The organism is Streptacidiphilus sp. EB103A (genome assembly GCF_041261405.1).
Lineage (GTDB): Bacteria > Actinomycetota > Actinomycetes > Streptomycetales > Streptomycetaceae > Streptacidiphilus.
In genome coordinates this window covers 517,560-531,916 of the sequence record NZ_JBGCAQ010000001.1, presented here as the reverse complement: position 1 = coordinate 531,916, position 14,357 = coordinate 517,560, and the positions used below count along the sequence as shown (strand labels likewise).

Below are 14,357 nucleotides of genomic sequence, written 5' to 3'. Positions count from 1 at the left end.
GGATGACGAAATTGACGGAGCAGGCGACGGAGCAGTCGACGGGGAGTCAGCCGTGGTGGCGCGGGGCGGCCATCTTCCAGGTGTACCCACGCAGCTTCATGGACGGCGACGGCGACGGCACCGGTGATGTCGCCGGCATCCGCAGCCGGCTCCCCTACCTGGTGGAGCTGGGCGTGGACGCCCTGTGGATCTCGCCCTGGTACGTCTCACCGCTCGCGGACGGCGGCTACGACATCGCCGACTACCGCGACATCGACCCGGCCTTCGGCACCCTCGCCGAGGCCGAGGCGCTGATAGCCGAGGGCCATGAGCTGGGGCTGCGGACCATCGTCGACCTGGTCCCCAACCACTGCTCGGACCAGCACCCCTGGTTCCGGGCGGCGCTGGCGGCGGCCCCCGGCTCCCCCGAGCGCGCGCTGTTCCACTTCCGCCCCGGACGCGGCCCCGGCGGGGACCTGCCGCCCAACGACTGGCAGGCCCACTTCGGCGGCTCCGCCTGGCAGCGCACCGCCGACGCCGAGGGCCGGCCCGGCGAGTGGTACCTGCACATGTTCGCGCCCGAGCAGCCGGACTGGAACTGGGACAATCCGGCGGTCCGCGCCGAGTTCGAGTCCATCCTGCGGTTCTGGCTGGACCGCGGCGTCGACGGCTTCCGCATCGACGTCACCGACCACCTGGTCAAGGAGCAGGGCCTGCCCGACTCCGCCGGGCACCACGGCCGCCCCGACCCCTGGCGGGACCAGGAGGGGGTGCACGAGATCTACCGCAGCTGGCGCGCCATCATCGACTCCTACCCCGGGGAGCGCGTGTTCGTCGCCGAGCTGTGGGAGAACAACCCGGCCCGATTCGCCCGCTACCTGCGCCCCGACGAGCTGCAGACCGCCTTCAACTTCCCGCTGCTGAAGTCCGCCTGGGATGCGGCCGAGCTGCGCGACGTGATCGACGACACGCTGTCCTCGCACGCGCTGGTGGGCGCCCCGCCGACCTGGGTGTTGTCCAACCACGACACCACCCGCCATGTCACCCGCTACGGCCGCGCCGACACCACCTACGACTTCGACCGGGCCGGACGCTTCGGCCGCCCGGTCGACCTGGACCTGGGCACCCGCCGGGCCCGCGCCGCCGCGCTGCTGACCTTCGCCCTCCCCGGGGGCGTCTACGTCTACCAGGGCGACGAGCTGGGCCTGTGGGAGGTCGAGGACATCCCGGACGAGCTGCGCCAGGACCCGACCTGGGTGCGCTCCGGCCATGTCGACCGGGGCAGGGACGGCTGCCGGGTCCCGCTGCCGTGGAGCGGCACCGAGCGCCCGTTCGGCTTCAGTGCTGGCGACGGGGACGCGCCGCCATGGCTGGACGTCCAGCCGGCCGCCTGGAAGGACCGCACCGCGGCGGCCGAGTCCGGGGCGCCCGGATCGCACCTGGAGCTCTACCGGACCGGCCTGCGGCTGCGCCGCGCGGAGCCCGGGCTCGGCGACGGACCGATGGAGTGGCAGCCGTCCGCGCCGGACGTGCTGGACTTCACCCGCCCCGGCGGCTTCCGCTGCATGGTGAACCTGGGGGCGACCCCGGTCGCCCTGCCCGGGCAGTCCGAACTGCTGCTGGCGAGCGGGCCGCTGGACGGGGGCCTGCTGCCCACGGACACGGCCGTCTGGCTGCGCCGGACCGAATAGCCCTCGGTCGATCTCGGCTACAAACAGCGGAAGCCCCCTTCCGCACGGGGGAGCGGATGGGGACTTCCTTGGATCATCGTACGAGTGCGGAACCGGACGTCCGGACCATTGGCGCACCAGGATCCACTGTGCCATCAGTTGATGGCACAGTGGCCCCGGTCAGCGGGTCAGACCCGCCCTGCGCAGGGCGTCCGCCATGGCGCTGTTGGCCGCCGGCGCCGGGGCGCCGCCACCGCGCGGGTTCTCCCGCCGGGGCTGCGGCGCCCTGCGGTCCTGGCCCTGCCCCTGACCCTGCTGCCGCTGGCCCTGTCCCTGACCCTGCTGCCGCTGGCCCTGACCTTGGCCCTGTCCCTGCGCCTGCTGCTGGCCGCGAGGGCCGCGCTCCTGCTTGGGCTTGGCCTCGTCGTCCAGACGCAGCGTCAGCGAGATCCGCTTGCGCGGGATGTCCACCTCCAGCACCTTCACCCGGACGATGTCCCCGGACTTCACCACCTCGCGCGGGTCCTTGACGAAGGTCCTGGACAGCGCCGAGACATGGACCAGGCCGTCCTGGTGGACGCCGATGTCGACGAAGGCGCCGAAGGCCGCGACATTGGTGACGGTGCCCTCCAGCAGCATCCCCGGCTCCAGGTCGGAGAGCTTCTCCACGCCCTCCTTGAACGCCGCCGTACGGAACGCCGGCCGCGGGTCGCGGCCCGGCTTCTCCAGCTCGCGCAGGATGTCGGTGACCGTCGGCACACCGAACTGCTCGTCCGCGAAGTCCGACGGACGCAGCCCGCGCAGCACCGTGCCGTTGCCGATCAGTGTCTTCAGCTCCCCGCCGGTGGCGGTGAGGATCTTCCGCACCACCGGGTACGCCTCGGGGTGCACGCTGGAGCCGTCCAGCGGGTCGTCGCCGCCGGGGATCCGCAGGAAGCCCGCGCACTGCTCGAACGCCTTCGGGCCGAGCCGGGCCACCTCCTTGATCGCCTCGCGGCTGCGGAACGGGCCGTTGGCGTCACGGTGCGCCACGATGTTGTCGGCCAGGGTCGCGCCGATGCCGGACACCCGGGTCAGCAGCGGCGCGGAGGCCGTGTTGACGTCCACGCCGACGCCGTTGACGCAGTCCTCGACCACCGCGTCCAGCGAGCGGGACAGCTTGGCCTCGGAGAGGTCGTGCTGGTACTGGCCGACGCCGATCGACTTGGGGTCGATCTTGACCAGCTCCGCCAGCGGGTCCTGGAGCCGCCGGGCGATGGAGACCGCACCGCGGATCGAAACATTGAGCTCGGGCAGTTCCTGCGAGGCGAATGCCGAGGCCGAGTAGACCGAGGCGCCCGCCTCGGAGACCACGGCCTTGGTGAGCTTCAGCTCGGGGTGACGCTTGATCAGGTCCCCGGCCAGCTTGTCCGTCTCCCGCGAGGCCGTGCCGTTGCCGATCGCGATCAGCTCGACCCGGTGCGCCGCGCACAGCTTGGCCAGCGAGTGGATGGACTCGTCCCAGCGGTTGGCGGGAACGTGCGGGTGGATGGTGTCATGGGCGACGACCTTGCCGGTGGCGTCCACCACGGCGACCTTCACCCCGGTGCGGAAGCCCGGGTCCAGGCCGAGGGTGGCCCGGGTGCCGGCCGGGGCGGCGAGCAGCAGGTCGCGCAGGTTGGCGGCGAAGACCCGGACCGCCTCGTCCTCGGCCTCGGTGCGCAGCCGCAGCCGCAGGTCGATGCCCAGGTGCACCAGCAGCCGGGTGCGCCACGCCCAGCGGACGGTGTCCAGCAGCCAGCGGTCGGCGGGCCGGCCGCGGTCGCTGATCTCGAACTTCTGGGCGATCCGGGACTCGTAGCCGCCGGGGGCCTCGGCGTCGGCCTCGTCGGCGTAGGGCTCCATGGTGAGGTCGAGGACGTCCTCCTTCTCGCCGCGCAGCATCGCCAGCACCCGGTGCGAGGGCAGCTTGACGAAGGGCTCGGCGAAGTCGAAGTAGTCGGAGAACTTGGCCCCGGCCTCCTCCTTGCCGTCGCGGACCTTCGCCGAGAGCCGGCCCCGGCCCCACATCCGCTCGCGCAACTCGCCCAGCAGGTCGGCGTCCTCGCCGAAGCGCTCGACCAGGATCGACCTGGCCCCCTCCAGCGCCGCCGCGGTGTCGGCGACGTTCTCGCCGAGGTACCCGGCCGCCTCGGTCTGCGGGTCCCGGGTCGGGTCGGCGAGCAGCAGCTCGGCCAGCGGCTCCAGCCCGTTCTCGCGGGCGATCTGGGCCTTGGTCCGGCGCTTGGGCTTGTAGGGGAGGTAGATGTCCTCCAGCCGGGCCTTGGAGTCGGCGGCGCGGATCTGCGCCTCCAGGGCCTCGTCCAGTTTGCCCTGGCTGCGGATCGACTCCAGGACCGCGGCCCGGCGCTCCTCCAGCTCGCGCAGGTAGCGCAGCCGCTCCTCCAGGGTGCGCAGCTGGGCGTCGTCGAGCTCGCCGGTGGCCTCCTTGCGGTAGCGGGCGATGAAGGGCACGGTCGCCCCGCCGTCGAGCAGGTCGACCGCCGCCTGAACCTGCCCGGCCCGTACACCGAGCTCCTCGGCGATGGTCTGCTGGATGGACGCTGTCTGAAGGGTCACGCGCGGTTACCACTCTCTCGCAGGGATGCCACCTGCATTCTGCCGCGCCGGGCGCACCGGGGAAAACCACCGGCCCCGGCGGGTTGTCGGCACCCCGAAGGTGACCGAGTAGAGGGTTTCCCCTTGCCCGCAGCCTGTGAACCAGCTGTCATCCCAGGGAGAAATCGTCAAGAACGCCGCACATTTGTGACGCGCAGGTAAATCCCGGTGAACCCACCTTGTTGTTGGTGCTTCGTCAACCTTAGCTTCAGGGCGATTCAGCACGGCCCCCGGTTCCCCCGAGCACAACTCCTGGAGGCAGCGCCTTGCGCAAGCTACTGACCACGCTGATCGGCGCGGTGGCTCTCACCGTGTCCGCTCTCGCGGTGTCGGCCCCCGCCGACGCCGGCACGATCGCCGCAACTCCCAAGATCGGCGTCAGCTGGACCAACGTCTGTGCCGCCACCCCGGCGGCCGGGTACGCGTCCTGCAACGCCAAGCGCGTCACCGGCGGCACCACCGCCTACATGGCAGCCAAGGCCGCCAGCCAGGGCAAGAGCGTCGCGCCCCTGGCCAGCACCTCCAGCCCGTCCGGCTTCGGCCCGACCGACCTGCGCAGCGCCTACGGCCTCACCTCCGCCTCGGCCAGCAACGGCTCCGGCGAGACCGTGGCCATCGTGGACGCCTACAACGACCCCAACGCCGCGTCCGACCTGGCCGCCTACCGCTCCTACTACGGCCTGTCCGCCTGCACCGTGGCCAGCGGCTGCTTCAAGCAGGTCAGCCAGACCGGCAGCACCACCTCCCTGCCCAGCGGCAACACCGGCTGGGCCGAGGAGATATCGCTCGACCTGGACATGGTCAGCGCCGCCTGCCCGAACTGCAACATCCTGCTGGTCGAGGCCAAGTCGGCCTCGTACGTCAACCTGGGCACCGCGGTGAACGAGGCCGTCAAGCTCGGCGCCAAGTACGTCTCCAACAGCTACGGCGGCTCCGAGTCCTCCTCCGAGACCAGCTACGACACCTCCTACTACAAGCACGCCGGTGTCGCGATCACCGTCAGCTCCGGTGACTCCGGCTACGGCGTCGAGTACCCGGCCGCCTCCCAGTACGTCACCGCCGTCGGCGGCACCAGCCTGGTCAAGGCCACCTCCACCACCCGCGGCTGGACCGAGAGCGTCTGGTCCACCAGTAGCACCGAGGGCGCCGGCTCCGGCTGCTCCTCCTACGAGACCAAGCCCACCTGGCAGACCGACACCGGCTGCACCAAGCGCACCGTCGCCGACGTGTCCGCCGTCGCCGACCCGGCGACCGGCGTCTCCGTCTACGACACCTACGGCGTCAGCGGCTGGTACACCTTCGGTGGCACCAGCGTCGCCTCGCCGTTCATCGCCGCCGTCTACGCGCTGGCCGGCACCCCGTCCACCAGCTCCTACCCGGCGTCCTTCCCCTACGCCCACACGTCCTCGCTCAACGACGTGACCACCGGCTCGACCTCCACCTGCTCCCCGGCGTACCTGTGCACCGCGGAGACCGGCTACGACGGCCCGACCGGCCTCGGCACCCCGAGCGGGACCACCGCCTTCGCGGGCTGACGTTCCGTCACGAACGGGGGAGGGCGCCGACCGCCGGGTCGGCGCCCTCCCCCACGGCATGTCAGGCCGGGCGCGGCACGACCGCCAGTTGCCGAGACTGGGCGACCAGTCGGCCCGAGGCGTCCCAGACCTCGGCGTCCTCCTCCAGCAGTCCCCCGGCCAGGTTCCGGGTGGAGTGGACCACCCGCAGCCAGCCGGGAACGGGACGGGCCCGGACGTGGGCGGTCAGTTCCAGGGTCGGGGTCCAGCCGTACAGGCCGAGGTCGAAGGTGACCGGCGGGAGCGCGTCCACGGCGAACAGCAGCATCAGCGGGTCGGGCTCGCGGCCGTCCGCGAGCCGCAGCCAGCCCTGGATCCGGCCCTCCCCGGAGGGCTGCCCCAGCGCCCAGCCGACGCAGGCCGGGTCGAGCCGCAGCTCCAGGCGTTCCAGCAGCGCGGCCTGGGTGAGGAAGTCCGGCGGGGCGTGCTCGGAGCTGATGCACTCCTCCGGCGGGGGCATCACCGGCGGGGTGGCGCTGGTGCGGATCTCGCCCTTGGCGGCGTCGAGGTCGCCGTAGGAGGCGAGCACCCGCAGCCGCTCCACGGTGGCGCCCTCGTCGTCCTGCTGCAGCAGGGTGGCCGCGGCCGTGGTGAAGGTGCGTCCGCGGCGGACCGCCTCGGTGCGGATCTCGCCGGGGCCGGGACGGGTGGCGGAGATGTAGTAGGCGCTGATCGAGAAGGGGTCGCCGTGGTTGTTCACGGTGCCCAGCTCCTGCCGCAGGGCGTTGCCGACCAGGGCGAGCAGCAGGCCGCCGTTGATGCCGCCGCCGATGCGCCAGCCCGGGTCCAACGCGGCGTCGTACACCGAGGGCACACCGGGGCGGGCCGTGACGGCGATCCCCCGGTCGAACTCGGACACCTGTTCCGCTGCCGTCATGCCGGTCACCCCTCCATAAGTTACTTGTCAGTAGCTAACTGCACTGTCGCTTCCAAAGTCAAGGTGACGCTGGTAGTCATCGATGCCATGACGGTTAGTGAGACCGGTACCGACAATTCTGACCCCTTCGGCCTGGCCGACCGGGTCGCCGTGGTCACCGGCGCGGGCAGCGGCATCGGCCGGGCCACCGCCCGGGTGCTGGCCGCCGCGGGCGCGTATGTGGTGTGCTCCGACGTGAACGGGGCGGCGGCCGAGGCCACCGCCGAGGGCATCGGCAAGTCGGCCACCGGGGCGGCCCTGGACGTCACCGACCGGGCGGCGGTCTTCGCCCTGATCGAGAACACGGCCGCCGAGCACGGCCGGCTGGACATCCTCTGCAACATCGCCGGGATCATCCGCACCGGTCGGGTGGTGGACGTGCCCGAGGCCGACCTGGACGCGGTGCTCGCGGTCAACTTCAAGGGCACCTTCCACGCCTGCCAGGCAGCGGCACGGGTGATGTGCGCCAACGGCGGCGGCTCCATCGTCAACACCGCCTCGGGCGCGATCGACACCGCTCAGCCCGAGATCATGAGCTACTCGGTGTCCAAGGCCGCCGTGGTCCAGCTGACCCGCAACCTCGCCGCCGAGGTGGGCCGCTACGGCGTACGGGTGAACGCGGTGGCACCCGGCCTGGTGCGCACCGCGATGACCGGACGGCACTATCTGCGGCCCGACGGCAGCGTGGACGAGGCCGCCCGCGCCGCCGCCGAGAAGCCTCTGCGCCGACTCTCCCCGCTGGGGATGATCGGCGAACCCGAGGACATCGCCTACGCCATCCGCTACCTGGTCAGCGATGCCGCCCGGTTCGTCACCGGACAGATCCTGCGTCCCAACGGCGGCGTGGCGATGCCCTGGTGAGGACGGACGGGGCTAGCGTCCGCGCAGGGTGCGGTAGCGGGTGGCCAGGGCGGCGGTGGAGGAGTCCAGGGCGTCGAAGCCCTGGCCGTCGACCAGGACCGGCTCGATCTTCTTGGCCAGCACCTTGCCGAGCTCCACGCCCCACTGGTCGAAGGAGTCGATGTTCCACACCGCGCCCTGCACGAACACCTTGTGCTCGTACAACGCGATCAACTGCCCCAGCACGCCCGGCGTCAGCTCCTGCGCCAGGATGGTGGTGGTGGGGTGGTTGCCCTTGAACGTCTTGTGCGGCACCAGCTCCTCGGCCACACCTTCGGCGCGCACCTCGTCGGGGGTCTTGCCGAAGGCCAGCGCCTGGCCCTGCGCGAACAGGTTCGCCATCAGCAGGTCGTGCTGCGCCACCAGCCCCGGCGCCAGATCCGCCACCGGTTTGGCGAAGCCCAGCAGGTCCGCCGGGATCACCTTGGTGCCCTGGTGGATCAGCTGGTAGTAGGCGTGCTGCCCGTTGGTGCCCGGCGTGCCCCACACCACCGGACCGGTCTGCCAGCGCACCGGCTGCCCGTCGCGGTCCACCGACTTGCCGTTGGACTCCATGTCCAACTGCTGCAGATACGCGGTGAACTTGGACAGGTAGTGCGAGTACGGCAGCACCGCGTGCGACTGCGCGTCGAAGAACGCCCCGTACCAGACCCCGAGCAGGCCCAGCAGCAGCGGCACGTTCTGCTCGGGCGGCGCGGTCCGGAAGTGCTCGTCGACCAGGTGGAACCCGGCCAGCATCTCCCGGAACGCGTCCGGGCCGATCGCGATCATCAGCGACAGGCCGATCGCCGAGTCGTAGGAGTAGCGGCCGCCCACCCAGTCCCAGAACTCGAACATGTTGGCCACGTCGATGCCGAAGTCGGCCACGCCGGCGCCGTTGGTCGACAGCGCCACGAAGTGCTTGGCGACCGCGTCCTTGCCGGCGCCCAGCTCGGTCAGCAGCCAGGTGCGCGCCGAGGTGGCGTTGGTGATGGTCTCGATGGTGGTGAAGGTCTTGGACGCGACAATGAACAGCGTCTCGGCCGCGTCCAGGTCCCGCACCGCCTCGTGCAGGTCGGCGCCGTCGACGTTGGACACGAAGCGGACCGTCAGGTCCCGGTCGGTGAACGAGCGCAGGGCCTCGTAGGCCATGGCCGGGCCCAGGTCCGAGCCGCCGATGCCGATGTTGACGACGTTGCGAATGCGCTTGCCGGTGTGGCCGGTCCACTCACCCGAGCGGATCCGGTCGGCGAAGGACGCCATCTTGTCCAGCACCGCGTGCACGGCGGGCACCACGTTCTCGCCGTCGACCTCGACCACCGCGTCACGCGGGGCCCGCAGCGCGGTGTGCAGCACCGCCCGGTTCTCGGTGATGTTGATCTTCTCGCCGCGGAACATCGCATCCCGAAGCTCGAACACCCCGCGGGCGGCGGCCAACTGCCGCAGCAGCCCCAGGGTCTCGTCGGTCACCAGGTGCTTGGAGTAGTCCAGGTACAGATCCCCCACCCGCAGCGCATAGCGCTCCCCGCGCTCCGCGTCATCGGCGAACAGCTCCCGCAGATGCACCTCACCCAACTCGGCCCGGTGCTTTCCCAGCTCCGCCCACTCCGGCGACCGATCCAGCGGCAGCCGGTCGGAACGGGTTCCCTCGGACATCGCGTTGACTCCATTCCTGCTGAGGTTCGGTACGCGCCCGAGCCTATCCCGCGCGCCCCTCATCGGACGGACCGGCGATCGGCAGGCTGAGCCGTACGGCGAAGCCCCCGTCCGCCGTGGCGCCGCTGGTGAAGCTGCCGCCGAGCAGGGTGGCCCGCTCCCGAAGGCCGATCAGACCGTGTCCGCCGCGCGGCAGGTCGGACAGGTCGGTGCCGTCCCGGACCAGCGCGGGCGGGCCGTTCACGACCGAGACCAGCAGCCGTTCCGCGACCGGGGGATCATTGGTCGGGCGGACGCAGTCCAGCTCGACCTCGGTGCGCGCGCCGGGAGCGTGCTTGCGGACATTGGTCAGCGCCTCCTGGACCGTCCGGTAGGCCGCGCGTTCCACCGGTTCGGGCAGCGCGGGCGGCGCCGGGACCGGCATCCGCAGCTCCGCGTCCACCTCCGACTCGGCCACCAGCCGGGCCAGGTCGGCCAGCCGGGGCTGCGGCGCCAGCTCGGTGGGCCCGGCGCCGGCGGCCCGCAGCACCAGGATCATGCTGCGCAGTTCCTCCAGGGTGGCCACCGCCAGGCCGCGCAGAGTGCCCGCGGTCGCGCGGACCTCCGGGTCCTTCGCGGTGACCTGGAGCGCGCCGGCCTGCACCGCGATCAGCCCGGCCTGGTGCGAGACCACGTCGTGCATCTCCCTGGCGATCCTGGCCCGCTCCCGGGCCAGCACCGTCTCTGCGTGCAGCTCGCGCTCCTGGTCCCGCAGCGTCGCCAGCTCGGCGACCCGCTCGGACAGCGCCTCCCGGGTCCGCGCCAGCAGGCCCAGCGCCGCTGGTCCGGCTGCCAGCATCACCGCGTAGATGAGGTCCTGGGTGTGGTCGCTCAGCGTCTCCACCGCGAACTGGTGCAGCGGCCAGGGGACGAACAGACCCAGCCCGACCAGCCCCCCGCCGAGGTACACCTCCCAGCGCGGACGGCTGGTCCGGGCCAGGCTGTAGAGGGCGGCCATGGCCGCCAGCACGGCCGTACCGGCGTAGAGGCCGGGCAGGACCACCAGCAGCACCAGCCGCGGGAACCGGCGCCAGAACAGCAGCGAGACGGCCGACACGATGGAGACGGTGAAGGTCCAGTCACGCGGCGGCGGGAAGTTCAGCAGGGCGTCGACGGTGGACGCGGCCACCAGGCCGAGGGTCACCACGGCGTGGCGCACCCGCTGCGGCAGCCGGCGCCAGAGCGTGGGCAGGCCGCTGAGCCGCGGACGTCTGCGGCCGCTCATTCGAGCAGCCCGGCCCGCTCGGCCAGGACGGCCGCCTGGATCCGGTTCGCCACGCCGAGCTTGGTGAGCACCGCGCTGACGTAGTCCTTGACCGTCGCCGCACCCAGATGCATACGCGCGCCTATCTCGATGTTGGACAACCCTTGTCCCAGGAAACCGAGCACCTGCAGCTCCCGCTCGCTCAGATTGCCGAGGATCTCGGCACCCCGCGCGGCGCCCCGCCGTTCGGCCGCGCGCAGCCGCCGCAGCAGCGGCGCCGACAGGCATCCCGCCCCGGTGGCCACCGCCCGGACCGAGCGGGCCAGCACGTCCGGCTCGGTGTCCTTCAGCAGGAAGCCGCTCGCGCCGAGCCGCAGCGCCTCGTCGAGGTGCTCGTCGGTGTCGAAGGTGGTGAGCATGGCGACCTCCGGCGGCTCGGGCAGCGCCCGCAGCCGGCGCAGCAGGGTCAGCCCGTCCACGTCGGGCATCCGGATGTCCAGCAGGACCACGTCCGGGCTCAGCTCCCTGACCACGTTCAGGGCGTCCGTCCCCGGGCAGGTCGCCACCACCTCGATGTCCGGGGCGGATCCCAGGATCATGGCGAGGCCGGACCGGATCAGCGCCTCGTCGTCGACGATGGCGATCCGGAGGGGGCTGCTGGCTGGCTGTAGGGGCAAGGGGACCTGTCCTGGACGTCGCTCTGGCTTGTTCCACGGGGCGCACCGGTCCGGTGTCGCTTCAACAGCACGTTGACCAGGGAACACCGCGTGACCGTACCCCAGGCTCCAGCGCTGGGCGAATCCGCGGCGCCCGGAGCCGGTCCCCGAGCCGGCACCTGACCCGACCCCCGTTCGGAGGGCGGACAACCCCTGGTCGGGGGTGGTTCGGAGGTTCGAGTACGACCAGGATGGGCCCCTGGCGCCGGAAACGGCGTGTCGGCGGGCACCACGGGGGGGGGTGCCCGCCTTTGGCGCGGGCCCGGGCCGTGCCATGCTGGGCTTGGGCTCGGTGGAACCCGGGTACGGCACGACGAACAGCTCATCACACGGCCGGAGCATGGCAGCCAGTCATGCGGACCGAACCCCGAAGAAGGAGCTTGGTATGCGGCAGACGACACGCACGGTGGCGCCGAGGATCCCCGCCGCTGCGGAACTGCCCGAGATCCCCGCACCGTCCACGGTCTCGCCCGAGAACGCGAAGGCCCTGTCAAAGCTGCTCTTCCGCCGGCTGGAACAGCTGGAGGAGGGCACTCCGCAGTACGCCTACGTCCGGAACACCCTGGTCGAGCTGAACATGGCGCTGGTGAAGTACGCCGCGGCGCGGTTCCGTACCCGCAGCGAGCCGATGGCGGACATCGTCCAGGTCGGCACCATCGGACTGATCAAGGCCATCAACCGGTTCGAGCCCGGCCGCGGCCTGGAGTTCCCCACCTTCGCGCTGCCCACCATCACCGGTGAGATCAAACGCTTCTTCCGTGACACCAGCTGGGCCGTACGGGTCCCGCGGCGGCTCCAGGAGCTGCGCCTGGCCCTGGCCAGGGCCACCGACGCGCTGCAGCAGGAGCTGGACCGGACGCCGACCACCGCCGAACTGGCGGTGCGCCTGGGTTTGACCGAGGCCGAGGTGGAGGAGGGGCTGCGGGCGGGCATGGCCTACACGGCCGGTTCGCTGGACGCCCCGGCCGAGGACGGCGCCGAGGCCCGGGCCGAGCGGATCGGCTACGAGGACGCCGCCATCGCCCGGGTCGACGACTGCGAATCGCTCCGGCCGCTGATCGCGGAGCTGTCGCCGCGCGACCGGAAGATCCTGTCGCTGCGCTTCGGCGCCGAGCTGACCCAGTCGGAGATCGGCGCCGAGCTGGGGCTTTCGCAGATGCACGTCTCCCGGCTGCTGACCCGGGTCCTGGGGAGGCTGCGGGCGGAGCTGCTGGCCGAGGACTGACGCCGCCGGCCCCCGGACATGCCGACATGCCGACATGCCGAGGGCCCCGAACCGCTTGATGCGGTTCGGGGCCCTCGCTGTACTCTCCTAGGCCGCGCGGCTGGGGCGCTGGCCCTGGCCGGAGGGACGGCGCGGGCGGCGACCGCCGTTGCCGCCGTTGCCGCCGCCACCGCTGCGGCCGGAGCCGCCGCGGGGACCGCGCTGGCCCTGGGCCGGCACAGCGGGTGCGGGCGCGGTGATGACCACCGGCACGCCGCTGGGCTTGCGGGCGCCGGTGATCCGGGCCAGCTCGGCGTCGCCGGCCCGGACCCGGTCGTTGTTGGGGGTGATCCCGGCGTCGGCCATCAGCCGCGCCATCTCCCGGCGCTGGTTGGACAGCACCAGGGTGACCACGGTGCCGGACTCCCCCGCGCGGGCGGTGCGCCCGCCGCGGTGCAGGTAGTCCTTGTGGTCGGTCGGCGGGTCGACGTTGACGACCAGGTCGAGGTTGTCCACGTGGATGCCGCGGGCGGCGACGTTGGTGGCGACCAGGGCGGTGATGTGGCCGTCCTTGAACTGCTCCAGCACCCGGTTGCGCTGCGGCTGGGACTTGCCGCCGTGCAGCGAGGCCGCGCGCACGCCGTTGGCGAGCAGCTCCTTGGCCAGCTTGTCGGTGGCGTGCTTGGTGTCCATGAACATGATCACCCTGCCCTCGCGGGCGGCGATCTCCACGGTCACGGCCCGCTTGTCGGTGTCCGCGACGTAGAGCACATGGTGCTCCATGGTGGTGACGGCGCCGGCCGAGGGGTCCACCGAGTGGGTGACCGGGTCGCTGAGGAAGCGGCGGACCAGGCGGTCCACATTGCGGTCCAGGGTGGCCGAGAACAGCATCGTCTGGCCGTCCGGGCGGACCTGCTCCAGCAGGTTGGTGACCTGCGGCAGGAAGCCCATGTCGGCCATCTGGTCGGCCTCGTCCAGGACGCTGATCGCGACCCGGTCGAGCCGGGCGTCACCGCGGTCGATGAGGTCCTTGAGCCGGCCGGGGGTGGCGATCAGCACCTCGACGCCCCGGCGCAGCGAACCGGCCTGGCGGCCGATGGACATGCCGCCGACGACCGTGGTGAGCCGCAGGTTCACGGCGGTGGCGTAGGGGGTGAGCGCGTCGGCGACCTGCTGGGCCAGCTCGCGGGTCGGCACCAGCACCAGGGCCAGCGGGGCCTTGGGCTCGGCGCGGCGGCCCGCAGTGCGGGCCAGCAGGGCCAGGCCGAAGGCCAGGGTCTTGCCGGAGCCGGTGCGGCCGCGGCCGAGGACGTCCCGTCCGGCCAGGGCGTTGGGCAGGGTCGCAGCCTGGATCGGGAACGGCTCGGTGACGCCCTCACGGGTCAGCGTCGCCAGCAGGCCGCTGGGCATGTCCAGCTCGCCGAAGGTGGCGACCGGCGGAAGTGAAGGAGTGGTGCTGACCGGCATCTCGAACTCGCCCTGCGGGGCGGTGCTCTGACGGCGGCGCGGGGCGCCCTGCTGCGGGCGGCCACGGAACTGCCCGCCGCCGCCACCGCTGCGGGTGCTCGCCCCGGTGGGACGGCCGAAGCGGGTGGCGGGACGCTGGTCATTGGTACGGCTGGTGCGATGGTTCACAGAGAACCTTCCTCGTAGCGGCACGCTTCGAGGAGAGCTCCGCAGCGCTGGGCGCGGAGGATCGCAAGAACGAGCCAGGGGGCGGCGGAGAGTTCTCCGCAGGGGCGTGATCTGAGTCACACGCAAAACTCTGCAGGCCCAGCGAGAACGCCGGGCCTACAGAGTTCAAGTAGCGGGGACAGGATTTGAACCTGCGACCTCTGGGTTATGAGCCCAGCGAGCTACCGAGCTGCTCCACCCCGCGTCGG

General features: G+C 72.0%; 10 protein-coding genes and 1 tRNA gene. 4 read left to right on the top strand and 7 right to left on the bottom strand.

The window, feature by feature from the left end:
• The first annotated feature begins 2 nt into the window (after nt 1-2).
• A complete protein-coding gene (locus ABH941_RS02365) occupies nt 3-1,670 on the top strand; it encodes a glycoside hydrolase family 13 protein (protein ID WP_370126833.1) in 1,668 nt (555 codons plus the stop codon).
• 159 nt (nt 1,671-1,829) lie between these two features.
• Here the strand turns inward: ABH941_RS02365 and ABH941_RS02360 are convergent, their stop codons facing one another.
• Nucleotides 1,830-4,247 (bottom strand): Tex family protein, encoded by a 2,418-nt coding sequence (locus ABH941_RS02360; protein WP_370126832.1) that lies wholly within the window; start codon nt 4,245-4,247, stop codon nt 1,830-1,832.
• A gap of 305 nt (nt 4,248-4,552) precedes the next feature.
• On the opposite strand from ABH941_RS02360, the gene ABH941_RS02355 reads away from it, so the two are divergent.
• On the top strand, nt 4,553-5,821 hold the full coding sequence (locus ABH941_RS02355) for a peptidase S8 (protein WP_370126831.1): 1,269 nt from the start codon (nt 4,553-4,555) through the stop codon (nt 5,819-5,821).
• 61 nt (nt 5,822-5,882) lie between these two features.
• On the opposite strand, the gene ABH941_RS02350 is transcribed toward ABH941_RS02355, so the two are convergent.
• Entirely contained in the window at nt 5,883-6,737 is an 855-nt protein-coding gene (locus ABH941_RS02350) for a thioesterase family protein (RefSeq protein WP_370126830.1), read from the bottom strand.
• Between the two features lie 87 nt (nt 6,738-6,824).
• On the opposite strand from ABH941_RS02350, the gene ABH941_RS02345 reads away from it, so the two are divergent.
• Nucleotides 6,825-7,637: an SDR family NAD(P)-dependent oxidoreductase gene (locus ABH941_RS02345; RefSeq protein ID WP_370126829.1), complete on the top strand. Its 813-nt coding sequence runs from the start codon at nt 6,825-6,827 to the stop codon at nt 7,635-7,637.
• A 12-nt stretch (nt 7,638-7,649) separates the two neighbouring features.
• On the opposite strand, the gene pgi is transcribed toward ABH941_RS02345, so the two are convergent.
• Genes pgi through ABH941_RS02330 form a run of 3 tightly spaced genes read right to left on the bottom strand, consistent with a single transcriptional unit; the run spans nt 7,650 to nt 11,231 of the window.
• The gene (gene pgi / locus ABH941_RS02340; protein WP_370126828.1) at nt 7,650-9,311 is read right to left on the bottom strand and encodes a glucose-6-phosphate isomerase; all 1,662 of its coding nucleotides are present in this window, start codon (nt 9,309-9,311) and stop codon (nt 7,650-7,652) included.
• A gap of 43 nt (nt 9,312-9,354) precedes the next feature.
• Nucleotides 9,355-10,575, bottom strand: a complete 1,221-nt coding sequence (locus ABH941_RS02335) for a sensor histidine kinase (RefSeq protein ID WP_370126827.1) — start codon at nt 10,573-10,575, stop codon at nt 9,355-9,357.
• A complete protein-coding gene (locus ABH941_RS02330) occupies nt 10,572-11,231 on the bottom strand; it encodes a response regulator transcription factor (RefSeq protein ID WP_370126825.1) in 660 nt (219 codons plus the stop codon). The genes ABH941_RS02335 and ABH941_RS02330 overlap by 4 nt, the downstream gene beginning before the upstream one ends.
• A 424-nt stretch (nt 11,232-11,655) precedes the next feature.
• On the opposite strand from ABH941_RS02330, the gene ABH941_RS02325 reads away from it, so the two are divergent.
• Nucleotides 11,656-12,495 carry a SigB/SigF/SigG family RNA polymerase sigma factor gene (locus tag ABH941_RS02325; protein WP_370126824.1) on the top strand — a complete coding sequence of 280 codons (840 nt, stop codon included), beginning with the start codon at nt 11,656-11,658 and terminating at the stop codon, nt 12,493-12,495.
• 87 nt (nt 12,496-12,582) lie between these two features.
• On the opposite strand, the gene ABH941_RS02320 is transcribed toward ABH941_RS02325, so the two are convergent.
• Together ABH941_RS02320 and ABH941_RS02315 are read right to left on the bottom strand one after the other, a co-directional pair.
• Nucleotides 12,583-14,109, bottom strand: a complete 1,527-nt coding sequence (locus ABH941_RS02320) for a DEAD/DEAH box helicase (protein WP_370126823.1) — start codon at nt 14,107-14,109, stop codon at nt 12,583-12,585.
• A 170-nt stretch (nt 14,110-14,279) separates the two neighbouring features.
• Nucleotides 14,280-14,353: transfer RNA gene (locus ABH941_RS02315), tRNA-Met, on the bottom strand.
• Nucleotides 14,354-14,357 lie beyond the last annotated feature (4 nt).